We start from the raw sequence: 19,987 nt of genomic DNA, 5'->3' as shown, positions 1-19,987 counted from the left end.
GCGTTCCTCATTCCGCCGCGATGGACAGCGGGGCCGCGGGACGCGCGGGGCCGACCGCGACGGGCGCAGGCCGGTCGCCCTGGATCGGCTCGAAACGGCCGGCCTCGCCGTCGTAGGCGAAGATCGTCCCGGTCTCGATCTCGAAGTACCAGCCGTGCAGGCGGACCTCGCCGCGGGCGAGCTTGGCGGCGACCGAGGGGTGGGTGCGCAGATGATTGATCTGGACGACCACGTTCTCCATCGACAGCGCGCGGCAGGCCTCGGCCTCGTCGATGTCCGGCGGGTAGGCCTCGCAGACGATGCTCTGGGCGGCGGAGGCGTGCTTGAGCCAGGCCTTCACGTTCGGCATCGGCTCGAGGCTCGCGGGATGGCGCAGGGCCTTCATCGCCCCGCACTCCGAATGCCCGCACACCACGATGTCCGCGACGCCCAGCGCCACCACGGCGTATTCGATCGCCGAGGACACGCCGCCGTTCATCTGCGCGAAGGGCGGGACGATGTTGCCCGCGTTGCGGCAGACGAAGATCTCGCCGGGGCCCGCCTGCGTGATGTGCTCGGGCGCGACGCGGCTGTCCGCGCAGGAGATCACCAGCGCTTTCGGGCTCTGCCCGTCCCGGGCGAGGCGCTGGTAAAGCGCTTTGTCCTTGGAGAAGACTTCGCCCTGGAAACGCAGGGCGGCGTCGAAAATGTCGGCCATGTCCGGCTCCTCGCAAAGGGTTCGACGAAAGTATGCTGCAGTGCAAAACTGCGCTCCTCCATCGATAACAATGGCGATGCGGTCGGCCGACAACCTTCCTCACGGAAACGTCAGCTTGGTTAGAATTCGTTGAGAATCGCCTGAAAAATGAGCTTTCGAACGATGCGTGCCGAGGAGAGGTCCGGAACGCAGGATCGTTGCGTTATTCCAGTTCGTCGTGTCGCGACGCAGCATCTTCCCTAGGCGCCGGCATCAGGTCGTCGAACAAGGCGCGCGCTTCCGTCGCAGGCCCGCGGCGGTCGCCGAAGCCGACGACGCGCAGGACCCGGACGGTCCGCTCGAGGGCGATGGTGAGGACGTCGCCGACCTTCACGCCGCGGCCGGCCGCGGAGATCCGCTGGCCGTTGACCCGGACATGGCCGGATTGCGCGAGCTCGGCCGCGAGCGCGCGGGTCTTCGCCACGCGCGCTCGCCACAGCCAGACGTCGATGCGCAGGCGGACCGGGGCGACGTCGTCCGGTCCCGCCATTCGGTTCAGGCGTCCGCGTCGCCGTTCTTGCCGACGCCCTTGCCCGACGCGCCGCCGCCGCCCTTGCGGGCGCTTGCCTTTCCACCCTGCTCAAGCTGGGCCTTGAGGGCCGCAAGCTTCGCGAAGGGCGAGTCCGGGTCCGGCGCGCGATCGGCGCGTTTCGCTGGGGGCGGAGCGGCGTGCCGCGCTCCGCGGTCTTCACGGTCGGGACGCGGGCGATCCTGTCCGGGACGGCCGCCGTCGCGGCGGCCGCGGAACGGCTCGCCGCCGCCCGGCCGGTTTTCGCCGCGGTTGCGGTCGCTCCCGAAGCGGGGACGCTCTCCCGCCGGGCGGCCGGGTCCGTCGCGACGGGCCGCCTCTCCGCCTTCGCGGCGCGGTTGCTCGGCGCCGCCGCCGCCGCCCTCACGACGGGGTCCGCGCGCCTGATGCGGGCGTTCGCCGCGCGGCTCCCCTGCGCGGCTCTGCTCGCGGCCGCGCGGGCGCTGGTTGTCGCGCCGGCCGAAGCCCGCGGGACGCCACACCTCGATCATCTCGGGCTCGGTCGCCACCGCGTCGGGCGCCGCGTCCAGCGCGGTATCGGCGGCGCTTTCGGCCGCAGCTTCTGCGGTCTCCGCCGTGAGTTCAGACGTCTCGACGCCCTCGTCTTCCAGCGCCGCCTCGACCGTTTCCGGCTCCGGCTCGTCGGCGTCGATCGGGTCGATCAGCGCCGGCGCCTGATCGCCGGCGTCGAACACCGGCGTGTCCTCGACGACGACCGCCTCGTCGTCGGCCGCGGCGTCCGCGACGTCCTCGGCGCTCGCCTCCTCGGAGGTCGCCGCGACCTCCTCGTCGCTCACGTCGGGAGCTGCGCCCTCGACAGACAGGTCGGGCTCCGCCACGTCGGGCGCGGCGGTTTCGACGGTTTCGGCGACGTCGTCGACCGGCGCGGCGGTCTCGGCGGCGTCCGTCTCAGGCGCCGCCAGCGCGGCGGCGACGGGCGGCGACACGGGGGCCTGGGCCTTGGGCCGCCGCTCCATGCGGTAACCCAGCGACTTCAGGATGGTCGCGAAATCGTCGCCGGAACAACCGGCGAGGGAGGTCATCGCCACCGTCACGGTGAAGGCGTTGCCGCCGAAGGCGCCGGCCGGGACCGCGCCCGACTGGCCGGGCTTCCAGGCGATCGCGGGCCGGATCAGGTCGGCCAGCCGCTCGAGGATGTCGACCCGGATCGCCCGCTCGCCGCAGACGCGGTAGCCGAGCGCCCGGTACACGCCCTTGTCGATCTCGGCGTCGACCGGGATCGAGGTGCGGCCGGAGGCCGCGAGGTGCGCGATGTCGTCGACCTTGCCGTCGGAATCCTTGCCGTGGGCCAGCGCCCAGAGCTGGGCGGCGAGCGCCCGGGGCGCCGGCTTCATCAGGACCGGCAGATAGAGATGGTGCGCGCCGAAGCGCACGCCGTACTTGCGCAGCGCCGCGCGCGACGGCTGGTCGAGGCCCTTGACCTCCTCCGCCACCTGCGCCCGGTCGAGCACCCCTAGCTCCTCCACGAGCTGGAACGCCACGCCTCGGGCGACGCCGGTGACGTCCTCGGCCTGCTCCAGCGCGCCGAGCGGCCCCAGCAGCTTCTGCACATGCGCGCGGATCCACTGGTCGAGCCGCTTTTCGACCTGCTCGCGGGCCGCGCCCGTCAGCTGGTCGTCGGCGAGGATGCGGATGCGGGGGCTGAGGGTCTTGTCGCCCTTCGACAGCTTGCCGACGAGCTCCCCCTGCCAGCGCACCGCGCCGTCGGAGGCGAGCACCACGTCGCCGTCGCCCGCATTGGAGAAGCGGTTGGCCCTGGCCTCGATCTCGCCGGCGAGCGCCTTCGAGGCCGCCGCGCGCAGCGCCTTGCCCTCGACGGTGTCGGCTGACGAGTCCGGGGCGAACTGGAAGCCCGCGAGCCGTCCGACGTGGTGGCCCTCGACGACCACGTCGCCGTCCTTGTTGATTTCGGCCTCCAGCATGTCCTTTTCCCTGAGGCGGCGCATGAGAACGCTGGTGCGGCGATCGACGAAGCGTTGGGCGAGCCGCTCATGCAGCGCATCCGAAAGCTTGTCCTCGACGCCGCGCGTCACTCCTTGCCAGTGGTCCGGGGCGCTCAGCCAATCCGTGCGATTGGCGACGAACGTCCAGGTCCTGATATGCGCGATGCGCGCGGAAAGCGTGTCGATATCCCCGTCGGCGCGGTCTGTCATTGCGACCTGCCGCGCGAACCAGTCGGTCGGGACCTTACCCGCAGAGCTCAGAAAACCATAGAGCTCCGCGAGAAGTTCGACGTGCTGGGCGGGTGCGATTTTGCGGTAGTCCGGCACCTGGCAGACGTCCCACAGCAGTTCGGTCCGCGCGCGGCCGCGCGCGGCGTCCCTGACGGCCGGATCGCGCGCGAGCGTCATGAGGGCGCGGACGTCGTCGGCGTCGGGCGCGCGCGTGAGGCCTTGCTCCGCCGGCGGCCGGGACAGGCTGTCGATCAGAGCGCCAGGCGAGCCGAAGTCGAGCTTGCCGTTCCGCCACTGCAGCACCCGGACGCTGTCGAAGCTGTGGGCCTCGATGCGCTCGGCCAGCTCCAGCTCGAACGGCGCGCAGCGGCCGGTGGTGCCGAAGGTTCCGTCCTTGAGGTGGCGGCCGGCGCGGCCCGCGATCTGGGCCATCTCGGCCGGGTTCAGCCGGCGGTGCTGGTGGCCGTCGAACTTTCGGTCGCCGGCGAAGGCGACATGATCGACGTCGAGGTTCAGCCCCATGCCGATCGCGTCGGTCGCGACGAGGTAGTCGACGTCGCCCGCCTGGTACATCGCGACCTGGGCGTTGCGGGTGCGGGGGCTGAGCTTGCCGAGCACCACCGCCGCGCCGCCGCGCTGCCGGCGGATGAGCTCGGCGATGGCGTAGACCTCCTCGGCCGAGAAGGCGACGATGGCGGTGCGCGGGGGGAGGCGGGTGATCTTGCGTTCGCCCGCGAACAGAAGCTGCGACAGGCGCGGCCGGGTCACGATGTTCGCGCCGGGAAGCAGCCGCTCCACCAGCGGCCGCATGGTGGCCGCGCCCAGCACCAGCGTCTCGTAGCGGCCGCGACGGTTCAGCAGGCGGTCGGTGAATACGTGGCCACGGTCGAGGTCGGCGCAGAGCTGGATCTCGTCGATCGCGACGAAATCGACGTCGAGATCGCGCGGCATGGCCTCGACCGTAGAGACCCAGTAGCGCGCGCCGAGCGGCTTGATCTTCTCCTCGCCCGTGACGAGGGCGACCTTCTCGACTCCGACCTTCTCGACCAGCCGGCCGTAGACCTCGCGCGCGAGCAGGCGCAGCGGCAGGCCGATCAGCCCGGAGCCGTGCGCCGCCATGCGTTCGATGGCGAGGTGGGTCTTGCCGGTGTTGGTGGGTCCGAGCACCGCCGTGACGCCGCGGCCGCGAAAGGGCGCGGCGAGGTCCGAGGCGGCGGCCGGCGCAAGATCTGCGACATCGGTCATTCACCCCTCCTTAGCATCTCGGCGCGACGGGATGCACGCGCTGCGAGTCCGGGGAGGCGGTCTTCGACCGGAACGAGTCTGGAACGAACGGGGGGCGAATCGGCGACCTGACGAAAATTCGCGATTCGTTCCAAAGGCTTGAATCGACTCGCGATTTCGGATGAAGCCCCGAAGACCGCGCTGTGCGGCCGAAAGCCTCAGGCCTCGACGGCGGGATCAGAGATCCTTGCCCTCGATCGACGCCCGCTGCGCGGGCCCGCCGACCGTGAACGAGCTGGCGGCGATCACCGCCATGCCGATTTCCGTGCGCACCGCGATCTTCCACGGCAGCAGCACGGGCGCGCCGGCGACCGGCGCAAGCCAGATCTCCATGTCCTTGTTGCTCTCCATGAACTCCACCTGCTTGCGGCCGGGCCGGTGGCCGGAGATCGCCTTATACGCCGCCTTGCAGACGACGACCTTGCCTTCGTACTGGCCGGGGCCGGGGGTGGAGGGCTTCACCGTCTCGAAGCGGTCGAACCTCAGCCCCACGTTGAAGCGCTGGCGGCCGTCGAACACGGGAAGCGTGCGGTCGCAGGTCGCGGGCGCCAGCGGATCGCCGCCGCTCGCCACGGGCATCATCAGCGCGCTGACCGGATCGACCACGCCGCGCTTGTCGGCGTCGGAGATCGGCACGATGCCCTCCGTCCGCGGCGGGGGCTCGACCGACATGTTCCGCACGGCGCCGGACACCAGCGCGAAACGGATGACCTGGCCCTTTTCGCCGGACTTGGTGTTGATGGCGTAGGCGGTCGGCGTCACGTGGTCGGCGCGGAACGCTCCGCGCGAGGTCGCGGCGCCGCGGCCCCCGGTCAGGAACTTCGCGAGGCCGGTCATGCGGGCGCTCACGTTCATGTCGTAGGATGAGTCCTTGAACCCCGCCTGCATCGAGGCCGCACCGATGCCGAACCCGGCGAGCGTCAGGTCGTAGCGGGCGCGCACGCGGGTTTCGGCGGCGTCGGCGGCGGGGGCGGCTGCGAGCCCGATGGTTGCGGCGAGCAGCAGGGCGGCGGCTTTGTGCGGAACGGGCATCTGCGATCGGCTACTCGATGAGGCCTGCGGGCCAGTCGGGACCGCGTCGGCCGTTGGGCGTAAAAGACCAGGCTTCCGTCGCATGTAGAGCCGGATCGTGCCCCTTGTGAGGCCGTCCGGCCGCCCGCCATCGCCTGAAACCCGTGGCGCGCTAGGTGCAAATCCCGAATCTTTCGACGCGGGACGTCGCCGAATTGTTGACGCCCGCGACGGCGGCGTCTATAGCACGGCCTTCTTTTTGAGGCTCCGACGCGAAAAGCGCGGACCGATCAGGTCCGCGACGAGATCGTTCGTTCGGGCCGGCACGACATCTCAGGAGTCACCCATGTCCCGGCGTTGCGAATTGACCGGCAAGGCCGTGCTGAGCGGCCACAAGGTCAGCCACTCGAACCACAAGACCAAGCGCAAGTTCCGCCCGAACCTGGTGCAGGTCTCGCTGATCTCCGAGGCGCTCGGCCGTTCGGTCCGCCTGCGGGTCTCTGCCCACGCCCTGCGTTCGGTGGAGCACCGCGGCGGCCTCGACGCCTTCCTCACGAAGGCGTCCGAGCTCGACCTCAGCCAGGGCGCCCGCGAGCTGAAGCGCAAGATCGCCAAGTCCGGCGACGCTCCGGCCGCCGAGGCCGTCGCCTCCTGATCTAGCGGTCTCACGGAGGACGCACCTCATGGCGCGTCCCGCCGTCGATCCTGTCAGCCTGATCTTTCCCGCCGCCGCGATGGCCCTGGTCGTCGCGGCGTCGAACGTTCTGGTCCAGCATCCTGTCGAGGCTTTCGGTCTTGGGGACAAGCTGACCTGGGGCGCGTTCACCTATCCGCTCGCCTTTCTCGTCACGGACCTGACCAACCGACGTTTCGGGTCCGCCGTCGCGCGCCGGGTGGTCTATGTCGGCTTCGCAGTGGCCGTGCTGCTGTCCCTGGGGCTCGCGACGCTACGCATTGCGATCGCGTCGGGGGCCGCGTTCCTGTTCGGCCAGTTGCTCGACGTGGCCGTCTTCTCAAAGCTGCGCCGGCTTGCGTGGTGGCGGGCTCCGCTGGCCGCGAGCCTCCTCGGCTCGGCCGTCGACACCGCTGTCTTCTTCACGCTCGCCTTCGCTGGCGACGCCGCGATGTCCGCCCCCGTGACGCCGTTCGGCGGCGCTGTCGCCGTTCCGCTATGGATCAGCCTCGCCGGCTTCGATTTCCTCGTGAAGGTTCTCGGCGCGCTCGTCCTGCTCGCGCCCTACGGCGCGCTGATGCGCGCGATCCGCCCGTTCGAGGCCGCGACGGCGCTGCATCCCCTCGAGTCTCGAGCGCGTCCCTAACCCCGCCACCTCCCAAACGGCGTCTCCGCAACCGGCGTCAGCGGCGGTTCGCCTGAGGCGAAGGCGGTGAGGTTGTCGACCACCAGCTGAGCCATCGCCGCCCGGGTCGCGGTCGAGGCCGACCCCACGTGGGGCAGCAGCACGGCGTTCGGAAGCGCGATCAGTTCGGCCGGAACCTGCGGCTCCTTCTCGAACACGTCGAGCCCGGCCGACAGGATCACGCCGTCGCGCAGCGCGGCGATCAGCGCCTGCTCGTCGATCACGGTGCCGCGCGCGACGTTCACCACCACGCCGTTCGAGCCCAGCGCCGCGAGAACCTCCGCATTGATGAGCTTGGCGGTCGACGGCCCCCCGGGGATGATGACGATCAGCGTGTCCACGTCGCGCGCCATGGCGACGAGGTTGGGGTAGTGCCGAAAGCTCACCTCGGGATTGGCTTTGCGCGAGTGGTAGACGATCGGCAGATCGAAGGCCTGGAGCCGCTTCGCGATCACCTGTCCGATGCGCCCCATGCCGACGACGCCGACCGTGCGCCCACGCAGGCTCGAGGTTAGCCGGTACGGGCCCTCTTTCGCCCAGCGCCCTTCGCGCACATGGGCCTCCGCTGGCCCGAACTCGCGCACCGCGGCGATCAGCAGGCCGACCGCGGTGTCCGCCACCTCGTCGTTCAGCACGTCGGGCGTGTTGGTGACGACGACCCCATTCTTCGAGGCCCAGCCGGCGTCCACGAGGTCGTAGCCGACGCCGAAGTTCGACACGATCGCGAGCTTCGGAAAGCGCGAGAGCAGGGCCTCGTTGACCGGGCGCTTGCCAAACACGCCGATCGCCTGGACCCGTTCGGCGATCTCCGACAGCAGGGCGTCCTCGGGGTTCGCTTCCCACAGCCGATGGGTCTCGAAGGTCTCCTCCAAGGAAGCGAGCGTCGCCTCCGGCGGACGGCCGGTCAGGAGCAAAACGGGGCGCGTCATGAGGCGATCCTGTTGGTTGATTGGCGAGGAGCGCGCGGACTTTAGCCGCTCACGAGGGCCATCATCAAACGTGAAAGGGGTCTTTTGAATTTCTTGTGCGCGTCCCGAACATCTGTGCAATATGCGCAGGCCTGATGCGCGGATCGCGTATGACGGCTCTGCCGAGCGGCGCCCTCGAGAGCGCGGCCGGCGCAGGGAGGACACTGAATGGCATCCGTCGAGATCCGCGACGTCCGCAAAGCCTATGGCTCGACCGCCGTCATCCACGGCGTCAGCGTCGACATCCAGGACGGCGAGTTCGTCATCCTGGTTGGGCCGTCCGGCTGCGGAAAGTCGACGCTGCTGCGGATGATCGCGGGCCTCGAGAGCATCACCGGCGGCGACATCCTGATCGGCGGGCGGGTCGTGAACGACGTGCCGCCGAAAGAGCGGGACATCGCCATGGTGTTCCAGAACTACGCGCTGTACCCGCACATGACGGTGGCCGACAACATGAGCTTCTCCATGAAGCTCAGGAAGGCGCCGCAGTCCGAGATCGACGCCCGCGTGAAGACGGCGGCCGGCATTCTCGGCCTCGAAAAGCTGCTCGACCGCTACCCGCGCCAGCTTTCCGGCGGCCAGCGCCAGCGCGTCGCCATGGGGCGCGCGATCGTGCGCGATCCGCAGGTGTTCCTGTTCGACGAGCCGCTGTCGAACCTCGACGCCAAGCTGCGCGTCGAGGTCCGCACCGAGATCAAGGAGCTGCACCAGCGGCTCAAGACCACGACGGTCTACGTCACCCACGACCAGATCGAAGCCATGACCATGGCCGACAAGATCGTGGTGATGCACGACGGCATCGTCGAGCAGATCGGCGCGCCGCTGGAGCTCTACGACAACCCCGCGAACACCTTCGTCGCGGGCTTCATCGGCTCGCCATCCATGAACTTCATCAAGGGCAAGGTGGCGACCAACGGCTCCGCCACGTTCCGCACCGACGACGGCGTCGACCTGCCGCTCACGCGCGCGCCGGCGGCCTCCGACGGGCGCCCGGCGATCTACGGCGTGCGGCCCGAGCACTTCACGGTGTCCGACAGCGGCCTTCCCGCCGAAGTGGTGGTGGTGGAGCCCACCGGCTCCGAGACCCAGGTCTTCGCGAAGCTCGGGCAGAAGGAGGTCGTCGGCATCTTCCGCGAGCGCATCTCCATAGCGCCCGGCGACCGCATCATGCTCGCGCCCAATCCCGGCCTCGTCCATCTGTTCGATGCGGAGACCGGCGTCCGAATCTGATTTGTCCCGACGTCTTTTTCCGACGCACCGCCGGCGCTCAAGAACGATCGGCGGACGTCCCAAGGAGGAACCGATGAAGTTTACCCGACGCGACGTGCTCGCGACCGGCGCCGGCCTGGGCGCTGCCTCTCTGATCGGCGGCATGCCCGCCTTCGCGCAAAGCGCGACGGCCAAGATCGAGCCGGAGAAGGGCGCCAGCCTGCGCGTCCTGCGATGGTCTCCCTTCGTGAAGGGCGACGAGGACGCCTGGATCGCCAACACCAAGAAGTTCACGGAAGCGACCGGCGTCGAAGTCCGGATCGACAAGGAAAGCTGGGAGGACATCCGTCCCAAGGCGGCGGTCGCCGCCAACGTCGGCTCGGGCCCGGACATCATGTTCGTCTGGTTCGACGACCCGCAGCAGTATCCCGACAAGCTGCTGGACGTCAGCGACATCGCCGGCCAGATCGGCTCGGCCCATGGCGGCTGGTACGAGGGGCCGGCGTCCTACGCCCAGAGCGGCGGCAAGTTCGTCGGTCTGCCGCTCGCGGTCATCGGCAATGCGGTGTGCTACCGCGACAGCTGGGCGAAGCAGGCGGGCTTTTCGGAGTTCCCGAAGGACACCGCGGGCTTCCTCGAGCTCTGCAAGGCGCTGAAGGGCATCAACCATCCGGCCGGCTTCACCCATGGCCATGGCGTCGGCGACGGCAACAACTACGCGCACTGGCTGCTCTGGAGCCACGGCGGCCAGGTGGTCGATGAGAACAGCAAGGTCGTGCTCGACAGCCCCGAGACGATCGCGGCGGTGAAGTACGCCTCCGAGCTCTACAAGACCTTCATTCCGGGCACCGAGAGCTGGCTCGACGTCAACAACAACCGCGCGTTCCTCGCGGGCGAAGTGTCGATGACGGCGAACGGCATCTCGCTCGCCTACGCCACCAAGAAGGATCCGAAGCTCGCCGAGATGGCGGCGGATCTGAAGACCACCAACTTCCCCGTTGGTCCGGTCGGCAAGAAGGTCGAGCTGTTCCAGGTCACGACGCTGATTGCGTTCAAGTACACCAAGTTCCCGAACGCGGTGAAGGCGTACATGCAGTTCATGTACGACGAGGCGCAGATGGCCGAGTGGGTCACGCAGTCGAGCGGCTATTGCTGCCAGACGCTGAAAGGCTACGCCAACAACCCGGTGTGGACCGCCGATCCGCTCGCCGCTCCCTACGCCGTCGCCTCGGAGACGCTCCGTCCGAACGGCTACGCCGGCCCGCTCGGCACCGCCTCGGCCGGGTTCATGGCGGATTACGTGCTCGTCGACATGTTCGCCGAAGCCGTTACCGGCCAGCGGAGCCCGGAAGAGGCGGTCAAGCGCGCCGCCAAGCGCGCCGAGCGCTACTACCGGACGTGATCTAGGTTCGCGCCTGACGACGAACATCATCCCGGACGGCCCATCGGGCCGATCCGGGATCGCCCAGACCATCAAACGCGCCGTCATCCTCCGGCTTGACCTGAGGATCCATCTCAGGCGCAGAGCGCGACGCCCGAGATGGATGGTCCGGTCAAGCCGGACCATGACGGAGCTTCTTCTTCCCGCTTGAAGGCAAGGCGACACGCATGACCGCCGCCGCAGATCACCTGACCCATCCCGCCGCAAAGCGCTCGCTGATGTCGCGGATCGCGCACAGCCGGCACCTGCTCGGCCTCGTCTTCATGCTGCCGGCGGCGATCCTGCTGCTCGTGTTCCTGACCTATCCGCTCGGCCTCGGCGTCTATCTCGGCTTCACCGACACCACCATCGGCCGCGACGGCATCTGGATCGGGCTCGAGAACTACGAGCTCTTGATGGAGGACAGCGTCTTCCTGCTGTCGGTCTTCAACACGATCTTCTACACGCTCGTGGCGTCGATCCTGAAGTTCGCGCTCGGCCTCTGGCTCGCGCTGATCCTGAACGAGCATCTGCCGTTCAAGGCGTTCTTCCGCGCCATCGTGCTGCTGCCGTGGGTGGTGCCCACCGTGCTGTCGGCGATCGCCTTCTGGTGGATCTTCGACGCGCAGTTCTCGGTGCTGTCCTGGGCGCTGATCCAGCTCGGGATCATCGACCACAACATCAACTTCCTCGGCGATCCCTGGGCCGCGCGCGCCTCGGTGATCGCGGCCAACGTCTGGCGCGGCATTCCCTTCGTGGCGATCACGCTGCTCGCCGGCCTGCAGACCATCTCGCCCTCGCTGCACGAGGCGGCGACGCTGGACGGTGCCACCTCGTGGCAGCGCTTCCGCCACGTCACGCTGCCGATGCTCACCCCGATCATCGCGGTGGTGATGACCTTCTCGGTGCTCTTCACCTTCACCGATTTCCAGCTGATCTACGTGCTGACCCGCGGCGGGCCGGTGAACGCCACCCACCTGATGGCGACGCTGTCGTTCCAGCGCGCCATCCCCGGCGGCAACCTGGGCGAAGGCGCCGCGATCGCGGTCGCCATGATCCCGTTCCTGCTGGGCGCGATCCTGTTCAGCTACTTCGGCCTGCAGCGCCGCAAGTGGCAGCAGGGGGGGGCGGACTGATGGCCCCGATCTTCGTCATCCCGGCCGAAGCGGCGCAGCTGCGCAGAGCCGGGATCGTCCTCAGATTTAAGCGCCCCTCGCGACGCACGATCCCAGCTCTGCGCTTCGCTGCGGCCGGGCTGACGCAGCCAGCTTCGAGGCTTTCATGACCGCCGCCCACACAGCCGACGCGCCTCGGGCGAAGAAAGCCAAGGCCGCCGACGAAGGCGGCATGGGATTTCACGACAAGCTGCCGCGGAAGATCGTCACGATCTACATTCCGCTCGCCGTGTTCGTGTTCGTCCTGCTGTTCCCGTTCTACTGGATGGCGATCACCGCCATCAAACCGAACGAGCAGCTCACCGACTACGCCAACTACAGCCCGTTCTGGGTGGTGAAGCCGACTCTCGACCACATCAAGTACCTGCTGTTCGAGACCTCCTATCCGAACTGGCTCTGGAACACCGTCGTCATCTCGGTCTGCGCCACGGCGCTGTCGCTGGTCGCCTCGGTGTTCGCGGCCTACGCCATCGAGCGCCTGCGCTTCCGCGGCTCCAAGATCGTCGGTCTCGGCATTTTCCTCGCCTATCTCGTGCCGCCGTCGATCCTGTTCATCCCGCTCGCGCTGATGGTGTTCAAGCTCGGGCTCTACGACACCAAGTTCGCGCTGATCCTGACCTACCCGACCTTCCTGGTGCCGTTCTGCACCTGGCTGCTGATGGGCTACTTCCGCTCGATCCCCTACGAGCTGGAGGAGTGCGCGCTGATCGACGGCGCCAGCCGCTGGCAGATCCTCACCAAGATCATGCTGCCGCTGGCGGTCCCGGGCCTGATCTCGGCCGGCATCTTCGCCTTCACGCTCTCGTGGAACGAGTTCATCTACGCGCTCACTTTCATCCAGTCGTCGGAGGGCAAGACCATCCCCACCGGCGTGCTGACGGAGCTCGTGCGCTCCGACGTCTACGAGTGGGGCTCGCTGATGGCGGGCGCGCTGTTCGGATCTCTCCCGGTCGTCATCCTCTACTCGTTCTTCGTGGACTACTACGTCTCGTCGATGACCGGCGCCGTGAAGGAGTAAGCCTTGGGAATGGAACGCATCGGTTTCGTCGGCCTTGGCCTCATGGGCCACGGCATGGCGAAGAACCTGGTCGAGAAGGGCTATCCGCTCACCGTGATCGCCCACCGCAAGCGCGAGGCCGTCGAGGATCTCGTCGGCCGCGGGGCGAGCGAGGCGAAGAGCCTGGAGGAGCTCGCCAAGGCCTCCGACGTGGTCGTCATCTGCGTCACCGGTTCGCCGCAGGTCGAAGAGGCGGTGGCGGGCCTGAAGGGGCGCCTCGCCTCCGGCGCGCTCGTGATCGACGCCTCGACGGCGGACCCGACCTCGACCGCCAAGCTCCACGCCGAGCTGAAGGCGACCGGCGTCACGCTGGTCGACGCGCCGCTCGCTCGCACGCCGAACGAGGCGTGGGAGGGCAAGCTCGACACCATGGTCGGCTGCGATCCCGAGACCTTCGCGCGGGTGAAGCCGATCGTGTCGACCTACGCCTCGAACGTGGTCCACGTCGGGCCCTTCGGGGCCGGCCACACGCTGAAGCTCGTGAACAACTTCGTCGCCCAGGGCTACGGCGCGCTCTACTCCGAGGCGCTGGCGGTCGCCATCAAGTCCGGCATCGCGCCGAAGACCTTCGACGCCTGGATGCGCGGGACGCGCATGATGAACGGCTACTACGACACCTTCATGCGCTCGGCGATCGACGGCGAGACCGAGGCGTTCCGCTTCACCGCCCGCAACGCGCTGAAGGATTGCCTCTACCTCGAGTCGCTCGAGAACGGCCTCGCGATGTCGAACCCGCTGTCGAACGCGGTGAAGAACATGTTCGCCCACGCGGTCAGCCAGGGCCGCGGCGACGAGTACGTGCCGGTGATCGCCGAGCTGGTCGCGAAGGCGAACGGCGTGACGATCGAGAAGGCGTAAGGGACGGCGTCGTTCCCGCCGGACTCCGGACAGATGCGGGCGCCCCCCGCGTCAGCGCTCCGGTCCGGCGGGGGCGATGTCAGCCGTCTTCACCACGCGGCCGCGTCGCTCGCGCATGAGCAGGTAGAGCCCCGAGCCGATGACGATGCCGGCGCCCGCCAGCGTCCACAGGCCGGGCACGTGCCCGAAGATCACGAAGCCGAGCGCCGCCGCGGCGATGAGCTGGGTGTAGATGAACGGCGAGAGGACGGCGGCCGGCGCCAGCCTGTGCGCGGCGATGAAGAAGTAGTGGCCGAGCGCGCCGAAGCCGCCGACCGCGACCATCAGAATCCAGCCCTGCCACGTCGGCCAGATCCAGACGAAGGGCGCGAGCGGCGTCACGATCGCGGCCCCGATCAGGCTCGAATAGAACAGCGTGGTGGAGGTGGCGTCGTGCCCCGCCAGCATGCGCGTCGTGATGATGTAGAGCGCGTAGAACAGGCAGTTGAGGAACGACAGCGCCGCGGCGGGATGGATCCCGCCGAGCCCCGGCCGGGTCACCACCAGAACGCCGAGGAAGCCGACCAGAATGGCTGCGAGCCGCTTCGGTCCGACCCATTCGCCGAGCATCGGCCCGGCGAGGATCGCGACCACGAACGGCGTCGCGAAGGTGATGGTCATCGCTTCGTCGAGCTGAAGGTACTTCAGGGCGACGAAGTTGCTGGCGGTCGAGAGCACCAGCAGCGTCGCCCGCCCGATCTGCAGCGGCAGCTTCTTCGTCCGCGTGATGCCGGGCGTGGTCCAGGGGTTCAGGAAGACGAAGGCCAGCAGGAAGTGGAAGGCGTAGCGCGCCCAGACCGCCTGGATCGCGTGCATCTGGTGGTTCAGCGTTTTCGCGATCGCGTCGAGGCACGCGAAGCAGGCGAGCGCCGCCAGCATCAGGCCGATGCCCTTCAGCCGCGCGGCGCGCGCCGCCTCGCTCGTGGCCTCCAGATTGCCCGCGAAGCGCGGAGAGCCGTCGGCCATCAGTAGGTCGCCCGGCCGCCCGACACGTCGAACACGGATCCGGTGGTGAAGGAGCATTCCTTGGAGGCGGCGAACACGATGAGGCTCGCGACCTCCTCCACCTCGACGAACCGTCCGCGCGGGATCTTGGACAGCATGTAGCCAATGAACTCCTCGGTCATCTGCGAGAAGATCTCGGTCTTGGCGGCCGCCGGCGTCACGGCGTTGACCGCGATGTCGTGAGCCGCGAGCTCCTTGCCGAGCGATTTGGTCAGCGCGATCAGGCCGGCCTTCGAGGCGGAGTAGGCGGGGGCGTTCGGGTTGCCCTCCTTGCCGGCGATCGAGGCGACGTTGACGATGCGGCCGTAGCCCTGGCCGATCATGACGGGCGCGACCGCGCGGCAGCAGTGAAACGGGCCGTCGAGGTTGATCGCCATCACCTGGCGCCAGGCGTCGAGGTCGTACTCCCAGGTCGGGGCGTTGGGGCCGGCGATCCCGGCGTTGTTCACCAGCACGTCGATGCGGGAGAATTGATCGAGCGTCGCGTCGCGGGCGCGTTCCACCGAGCCGTAGTCCGTCACGTCGACGGCGACGGCCATGGCGGCCGGCCCGAGCTCGCGGGCCGTCTCTTCGGCCTTCGCCGCGTCGCGGTCCCACAGCGCGACGCGCGCGCCGCCTTCGATCAGACGTTCGGCGACGGCGCGGCCGATGCCGCGCGCGCCTCCGGTGACGACCGCGGCGCGGTCGGCGAAATCATAGGTGTTGGCCAAGGCGTGTCCTCGAACGGGGTCGGCCGATCTTGTCGTCGTCGCGACCGGAGGCTAAAAATGTTCACGAGATGAAAAAAAGAACAAGTCCAGTTGGCGGCGTCGGGGCATGAGCCCCACGCATGCGGCGTCCCGCCTGTGACGGGAAAGGGTTATTCGTCGGCGTCTTCGGCGTGATCCTCGGCCGGCGCGGGCGCCCCGCCCAGCTGACCGCCGAGGGTCCGACCCATTTTGCGGAGCAGCTTCTTGAGCCGCTTCCGATCCTTGCCGTCGAGCCCCTCGACCATCTCGCCTTCGAGCCTCGCCCAGACCTCCTCGACCGCCGCCGCGCGGCGCCGACCTTCGTCCGTGAGCCCGACCCGCACCACGCGGCCGTCCCCGCCGGGCGCCGACCGTCGCTCGACCAGAGATTGCGCGGCGAGGCGGGCGACGGTCTTCGACGCCGTCGGCGGTCGGACGCGGAGATGGATGGCGAGGTCGCCCATCGTGCGGTCTTCGTCGGCGAGCAGCGTCAGCACCTGCTCTTGCCCGGGGAACAGGCCGAGTTCGCTGAGAAGCTGCGCGGCGCGCGCCCGGTGCAGCCGCGCCGCGTGGACCAGCTCGTAACCGACGGTCTTCGAATAAGGGCTTTTCATTGGATATGCCTTCGCCGCCCGACCGATGCTATGCGTGAGAGACCTCTTAAAGTCGACTGCGGCGTCTCACTCTTTAGGCGGAGGCGCGCGATTTATTTATCCCGCATCGGTTGCGGCCCCTAACGCCTGCGATACCCCCCGGCAAAGCGCGGCGTAGGCCGGGCTCATCCGAAAGCCTGAGGAGCGCGGTTCGTCCGCCGTCACCGTGATCTCATCCGCCGCGCGGCCGGGCCGCGGCGTCATCACGACGATCCGATCGGCGAGATAGACGGACTCGAAGACGGAGTGGGTGACGAACACCACCGTCCATCCATGCTCCCGCTTCAGAGCGAGCAACTCGTCGTTGAGCTTGAAGCGGGTGATCTCGTCGAGCGCGCCGAAGGGTTCGTCGAGCAGCAGCAGGCGGGGGCGGGCGACCAGCGCCCGCGCGATCGAGACCCGCATGCGCATGCCGCCCGAAAGCTCCCCGGGATAGGCCCCCGCCCTGTCGGCGAGGCCGACGCGCGCCAGCGCTTCCGCGACCCGCGGCGCCGAGGCCGTGCGGCTGATTCCCTTCAGCCGGAGCGGCAGGCGCACATTGTCCGCGACCGTCGACCAGGGCGCGAGCGTCGGGTCCTGCAGCACCATGCCGATGTCGGCGGCCGCCGCCGGATCGCGCCAGACGACGGCGCCCGAGGTCGGCGCGGTCAGGCCCGCGATCATTCGCAGCGCGGTGGACTTGCCGCAGCCGGAGGGACCGAGCAGCGCCACCACCTCGCCGTCGCCGACCGTCAGATCGAACCCGTCGAGCGCCGCGATCTCGCGACCAACGGCGTGGGTCCCGCGGGCCCGCGGCGCCACGTTCGTGGAGGCGAAGGTCTTGGAGACCCGTTCGAGCGCGACGAAAGGCGTGGGCGGCAGACTGTGCGTCATCGGCGGCACTATGCCGACGCGGCGCGGGCTTCGCTATGCTGGCGGCATGAGCCTGCTGATCACGGCCTTCGGCGCCTTCGACTGTGGCTGGAATTGCTCCGAGCGCCTGCTCGACGCCCTGGAGGACGAGCGCGAGGCGCTGGCCGCGCTCTGGGGCGGGCCGGTCGCCTTCGTGCGGTTCGCGGTCGACACCGAGGCGGTCGCCGGCCGCCTTCGCGCGGCGCTCGCCGCCCATCGACCGACCCACCTCCTGCTCATGGGACAGGCCGCCGGCCGCGCCGGCCTGTTGTTCGAACGGATCGCCCGCAACGATCGCGACCTGCGCGCACCCGACGCCTGCGGACGTTGCGGCGCGCTGGGGCCGGTCGATCCGGCCGGGCCCGAAACGCGCGTCGCCACCTGGCCGGACCTCGCGGGCGCGGTCGCTCGACTCGCGAGCGAAGGGCTGCCGGTCGCGCTGTCCGATGACGCCGGCCGTCACCTTTGCAACCAGACGCTCTATCTTGCGCTCGGCGTCGAAGGGCTGAACGCCGTGTTCCTGCACCTGCCGCTGCTGCCGGAGCAGGCGGCCGAGGGCCTGCCCGCGGCGCAGGGCGGCCGGCCGACGCTGCCCTTGGACGATATGAGGCGTGCGGTCCGCGCGCTTCTGTTGCATAGCAGGCGTTCCGCGGCGGCCTCAGCCGCGGAGAGCTGACGCCGCCGAGGATCGACGATGACGCTGCCCCACCGCCGCTGGACCGAGATGACCACGGAGGAGTTCCGCAACGGCGACGTGGCGACGTGGATCGCCGTGCTGCCGGTGGCGGCCGTCGAGCAGCACGGGCCGCATCTGCCCGTCGGCGTCGACGCCATGCTGGGCGACGGCTACCTCGAGCGGGCGCTGGCGCTGGTCCCGGAGGATCTGCCCGTCACGGTCCTGCCGATGCAGACCATCGGCGCTTCCACCGAGCATCTCGCGTTTCCGGGCACGCTGACCCTGTCGGCCGAGACGACGATCCGCGCGTGGACCGAGATCGGCGCGTCGGTGGCGCGCGCCGGGGTGCGCAAGCTGATCCTGCTCAACAGCCACGGCGGCAACACGTCCGCGCTCGACGTGGTGGCGCGCAACCTGCGGGTCGCCCACGGCATGCTGGCGGTGGTCACCAGCTGGCACCGGCTGGGCTATCCGGCGGGCCTGTTCTCCGCCGACGAGCTTCGGCACGGCATCCACGGCGGCGAGATCGAGACCTCGGTCATCCGCGCGCTGCGTCCCGAACTGGTCCAGATGGACCGCGCCGAGCACTTCCGCTCCGCGACCTACGCCATGGAGCGCGACTTCGCGCAGCTGCGCGCGGCGACGCCGGCGGGATTCGGCTGGATGACGCAGGACCTCCACCTCTCCGGCGCGGTCGGCGACGCGGCCGCCGCCACGGCGGAAGCGGGCGAGGCCGCGCTCGACCACGGCGCGGCGGCCTTCGTGGAGTTGCTCCGCGACGTGCGCCGTTTCGCGCTCGATCGGCTGGCGAAGGGGCCGCTCGACCGCTGAGATCGGCTCGACAAGCGCCGCGCGCCGTCCCACCATGGGCGCCGAAAAAGGTTCAAGAACAGGAGGCCGACCGCCATGCAGGACGTTCGTCAGGAGGGGCAGCTGATCCAGGGTCTCGCGGTGATCGAGACCACGGAGAGCGACAACGTTCTGCGCTGGGACGGCGAGATGCTCTATGTGGAGCACGACGTCTACCACAACGGCCAGCTGGTTCATCGGAAGTACCGCCGCCGCGTCACGGCCGACGTCGCCCGCACGCTTCTCACCACGGTGGCGAAGGCGTCGTAGATCCGCCTCTAAGGGCCGGGATACGAGGGCGGGAGTCCGCGGGCTTTTGGAAGCCCACGTTTGCGTCCCGCCTCACCCCTTCAAGAATGCCTCGATCCGTGCCAACGCCGGCTCGGCCTGCGGGTCGGGCAGCGCCACGTGGACGTGCGGGGAGCCCGGCCAGACCGCGAGTTCCGCCGGGTTGCCCGCCGCGGCCCAGCGGGCCGCCATGAACAGCGTGTCGTCCACCAGAGGGTCGCGTCCGCCCACGGTGAAGATCGCAGGCGGCAGACCGGCGAGGGCGCCGTAGAGCGGGGAGACGTCGGGCGCCTGACGGTTCTCGCCCCCCTGCAGGTACTGGGCGACGAACATCCTGAGATCGCGCGCGCCGAGCACGAGACCCTTCGGCTGGAAGCTGCGGGCGCTCGGCGTGAGGCCGAGGTCGAAGCAGCCGGCGGTGAGGTTAGCCCGCGCGAACGGCGTCAGTCCGTGGCGGTCGCGCAGCCGCAGCAGGGTGACGACCGCGAGATGCGCGCCGGCCGATTCGCCGCCGATCAGCAGCCGCTCCGCCCCGAACCGTTGCTTCGCCTCGCGGATCAGCCACAGCGCCGCCGCCTCGCAGTCGTCGGGCGCGGCGGGGTAGGGGTTCTCGGGCGCGAGCCGGTATTCCACCGAGACGCAGACGAGGCCGAGCTTCACGGCGAAGCGATCGAGCCGCGGGTCGTCCTGGTCCGCGGAGCCGAAGGTCCAGCCGCCGCCGTGAATGTGGAGGTAGACGCCGGTCGCCTGCGCCGGGGGCGCGATCACGCGGAGTTGAAGCGGGCCGCCCGGACCCGGGATCGTCACGGTCTCGGCCCGCGCCGACTTCGGCTCGCCGATGAACGGGCTCAGCCCCAGCTTGCGCCGCTCGCGCACCGCGGCGGGACCGATCGACCACGCGTCCGGCGCGCCGGACGCCTGCGCCATCAGGCGCTCGTTCAGGGCGACGGTCCCTTCGGGAGCCGCGTCGGGCGCGAAGGCGGCGGGGTCGATCGTCAGAAGGGGCGTCATGGTGGCGTCCGGAAAGCTTGCGGCGCAGCGGGGAGTGGGAGGAAACC

General features: G+C 69.4%; 20 protein-coding genes. 10 read left to right on the top strand and 10 right to left on the bottom strand.

Annotated elements, in window-relative coordinates:
• Window positions 1–7: 7 nt before the first annotated feature.
• The 4 genes from JOD31_RS07720 to JOD31_RS07705 form a co-directional block, all read right to left on the bottom strand.
• Window positions 8–697 (bottom strand): carbonic anhydrase, encoded by a 690-nt coding sequence (locus JOD31_RS07720; RefSeq protein WP_204949710.1) that lies wholly within the window; start codon window positions 695–697, stop codon window positions 8–10.
• Window positions 698–899: 202 nt separating this feature from the next.
• Window positions 900–1,226: an RNA-binding S4 domain-containing protein gene (locus JOD31_RS07715; protein WP_204949709.1), complete on the bottom strand. Its 327-nt coding sequence runs from the start codon at window positions 1,224–1,226 to the stop codon at window positions 900–902.
• Window positions 1,227–1,231: 5 nt separating this feature from the next.
• Window positions 1,232–4,705 carry a helicase-related protein gene (locus JOD31_RS07710; protein WP_204949708.1) on the bottom strand — a complete coding sequence of 1,158 codons (3,474 nt, stop codon included), beginning with the start codon at window positions 4,703–4,705 and terminating at the stop codon, window positions 1,232–1,234.
• A 216-nt stretch (window positions 4,706–4,921) separates the two neighbouring features.
• The gene (locus JOD31_RS07705) at window positions 4,922–5,776 is read right to left on the bottom strand and encodes a DUF3108 domain-containing protein (protein WP_204949707.1); all 855 of its coding nucleotides are present in this window, start codon (window positions 5,774–5,776) and stop codon (window positions 4,922–4,924) included.
• A gap of 325 nt (window positions 5,777–6,101) precedes the next feature.
• Here JOD31_RS07705 and rpmB point away from each other — a divergent pair, with 325 nt between their 5' ends.
• Together rpmB and JOD31_RS07695 are read left to right on the top strand one after the other, a co-directional pair.
• Window positions 6,102–6,410, top strand: coding sequence for a 50S ribosomal protein L28 (rpmB, locus tag JOD31_RS07700; protein WP_024816597.1), 309 nt, complete (start codon window positions 6,102–6,104; stop codon window positions 6,408–6,410).
• Between the two features lie 28 nt (window positions 6,411–6,438).
• Entirely contained in the window at window positions 6,439–7,074 is a 636-nt protein-coding gene (locus tag JOD31_RS07695) for a queuosine precursor transporter (RefSeq protein WP_204949706.1), read from the top strand.
• On the opposite strand, the gene JOD31_RS07690 is transcribed toward JOD31_RS07695, so the two are convergent.
• Window positions 7,071–8,042, bottom strand: a complete 972-nt coding sequence (locus JOD31_RS07690) for a 2-hydroxyacid dehydrogenase (protein ID WP_204949705.1) — start codon at window positions 8,040–8,042, stop codon at window positions 7,071–7,073. The genes JOD31_RS07695 and JOD31_RS07690 overlap by 4 nt on opposite strands.
• 207 nt (window positions 8,043–8,249) lie before the next feature.
• On the opposite strand from JOD31_RS07690, the gene JOD31_RS07685 reads away from it, so the two are divergent.
• The 5 genes from JOD31_RS07685 to JOD31_RS07665 all read left to right on the top strand — a co-directional run bounded on the left by JOD31_RS07685 (window position 8,250) and on the right by JOD31_RS07665 (window position 13,800).
• Complete coding sequence (locus JOD31_RS07685; RefSeq protein ID WP_204949704.1) at window positions 8,250–9,311, top strand: ABC transporter ATP-binding protein; 1,062 nt, start codon at window positions 8,250–8,252, stop codon at window positions 9,309–9,311.
• A 73-nt stretch (window positions 9,312–9,384) separates the two neighbouring features.
• Window positions 9,385–10,692, top strand: a complete 1,308-nt coding sequence (locus tag JOD31_RS07680; protein WP_204949703.1) for an ABC transporter substrate-binding protein — start codon at window positions 9,385–9,387, stop codon at window positions 10,690–10,692.
• A 257-nt stretch (window positions 10,693–10,949) separates the two neighbouring features.
• Window positions 10,950–11,846, top strand: coding sequence for a carbohydrate ABC transporter permease (locus tag JOD31_RS07675; RefSeq protein WP_204950410.1), 897 nt, complete (start codon window positions 10,950–10,952; stop codon window positions 11,844–11,846).
• 211 nt (window positions 11,847–12,057) lie between these two features.
• Entirely contained in the window at window positions 12,058–12,903 is an 846-nt protein-coding gene (locus JOD31_RS07670) for a carbohydrate ABC transporter permease (RefSeq protein ID WP_204950409.1), read from the top strand.
• A 9-nt stretch (window positions 12,904–12,912) separates the two neighbouring features.
• Window positions 12,913–13,800, top strand: coding sequence for an NAD(P)-dependent oxidoreductase (locus tag JOD31_RS07665; protein WP_204949702.1), 888 nt, complete (start codon window positions 12,913–12,915; stop codon window positions 13,798–13,800).
• 51 nt (window positions 13,801–13,851) lie between these two features.
• Here the strand turns inward: JOD31_RS07665 and JOD31_RS07660 are convergent, their stop codons facing one another.
• The 4 genes from JOD31_RS07660 to JOD31_RS07645 form a co-directional block, all read right to left on the bottom strand.
• Window positions 13,852–14,805 (bottom strand): DMT family transporter, encoded by a 954-nt coding sequence (locus JOD31_RS07660; RefSeq protein WP_204949701.1) that lies wholly within the window; start codon window positions 14,803–14,805, stop codon window positions 13,852–13,854.
• On the bottom strand, window positions 14,805–15,554 hold the full coding sequence (locus JOD31_RS07655; RefSeq protein ID WP_204949700.1) for an SDR family NAD(P)-dependent oxidoreductase: 750 nt from the start codon (window positions 15,552–15,554) through the stop codon (window positions 14,805–14,807). The genes JOD31_RS07660 and JOD31_RS07655 overlap by 1 nt, the downstream gene beginning before the upstream one ends.
• A gap of 149 nt (window positions 15,555–15,703) precedes the next feature.
• Entirely contained in the window at window positions 15,704–16,186 is a 483-nt protein-coding gene (locus tag JOD31_RS07650) for a MarR family winged helix-turn-helix transcriptional regulator (protein WP_204949699.1), read from the bottom strand.
• Window positions 16,187–16,282: 96 nt separating this feature from the next.
• Window positions 16,283–17,098 (bottom strand): ABC transporter ATP-binding protein, encoded by an 816-nt coding sequence (locus JOD31_RS07645; RefSeq protein ID WP_204949698.1) that lies wholly within the window; start codon window positions 17,096–17,098, stop codon window positions 16,283–16,285.
• 46 nt (window positions 17,099–17,144) lie between these two features.
• On the opposite strand from JOD31_RS07645, the gene JOD31_RS07640 reads away from it, so the two are divergent.
• The 3 genes from JOD31_RS07640 to JOD31_RS07630 all read left to right on the top strand — a co-directional run bounded on the left by JOD31_RS07640 (window position 17,145) and on the right by JOD31_RS07630 (window position 18,911).
• Window positions 17,145–17,792 (top strand): pyroglutamyl-peptidase I, encoded by a 648-nt coding sequence (locus tag JOD31_RS07640; RefSeq protein ID WP_246482390.1) that lies wholly within the window; start codon window positions 17,145–17,147, stop codon window positions 17,790–17,792.
• 18 nt (window positions 17,793–17,810) lie between these two features.
• Window positions 17,811–18,623, top strand: a complete 813-nt coding sequence (locus JOD31_RS07635) for a creatininase family protein (protein ID WP_204949696.1) — start codon at window positions 17,811–17,813, stop codon at window positions 18,621–18,623.
• Between the two features lie 75 nt (window positions 18,624–18,698).
• Complete coding sequence (locus JOD31_RS07630; RefSeq protein WP_020187760.1) at window positions 18,699–18,911, top strand: hypothetical protein; 213 nt, start codon at window positions 18,699–18,701, stop codon at window positions 18,909–18,911.
• Between the two features lie 72 nt (window positions 18,912–18,983).
• Here the strand turns inward: JOD31_RS07630 and JOD31_RS07625 are convergent, their stop codons facing one another.
• A complete protein-coding gene (locus JOD31_RS07625) occupies window positions 18,984–19,940 on the bottom strand; it encodes an alpha/beta hydrolase (protein WP_204949695.1) in 957 nt (318 codons plus the stop codon).
• Between the last annotated feature and the right edge of the window lie 47 nt (window positions 19,941–19,987).

The organism is Methylopila capsulata, assembly GCF_016907975.1.
Classification (GTDB): domain Bacteria; phylum Pseudomonadota; class Alphaproteobacteria; order Rhizobiales; family Methylopilaceae; genus Methylopila; species Methylopila capsulata.
The sequence above is the reverse complement of the archived record's forward strand: the minus strand, read 5'-3'. Positions and strand labels throughout refer to the sequence as shown.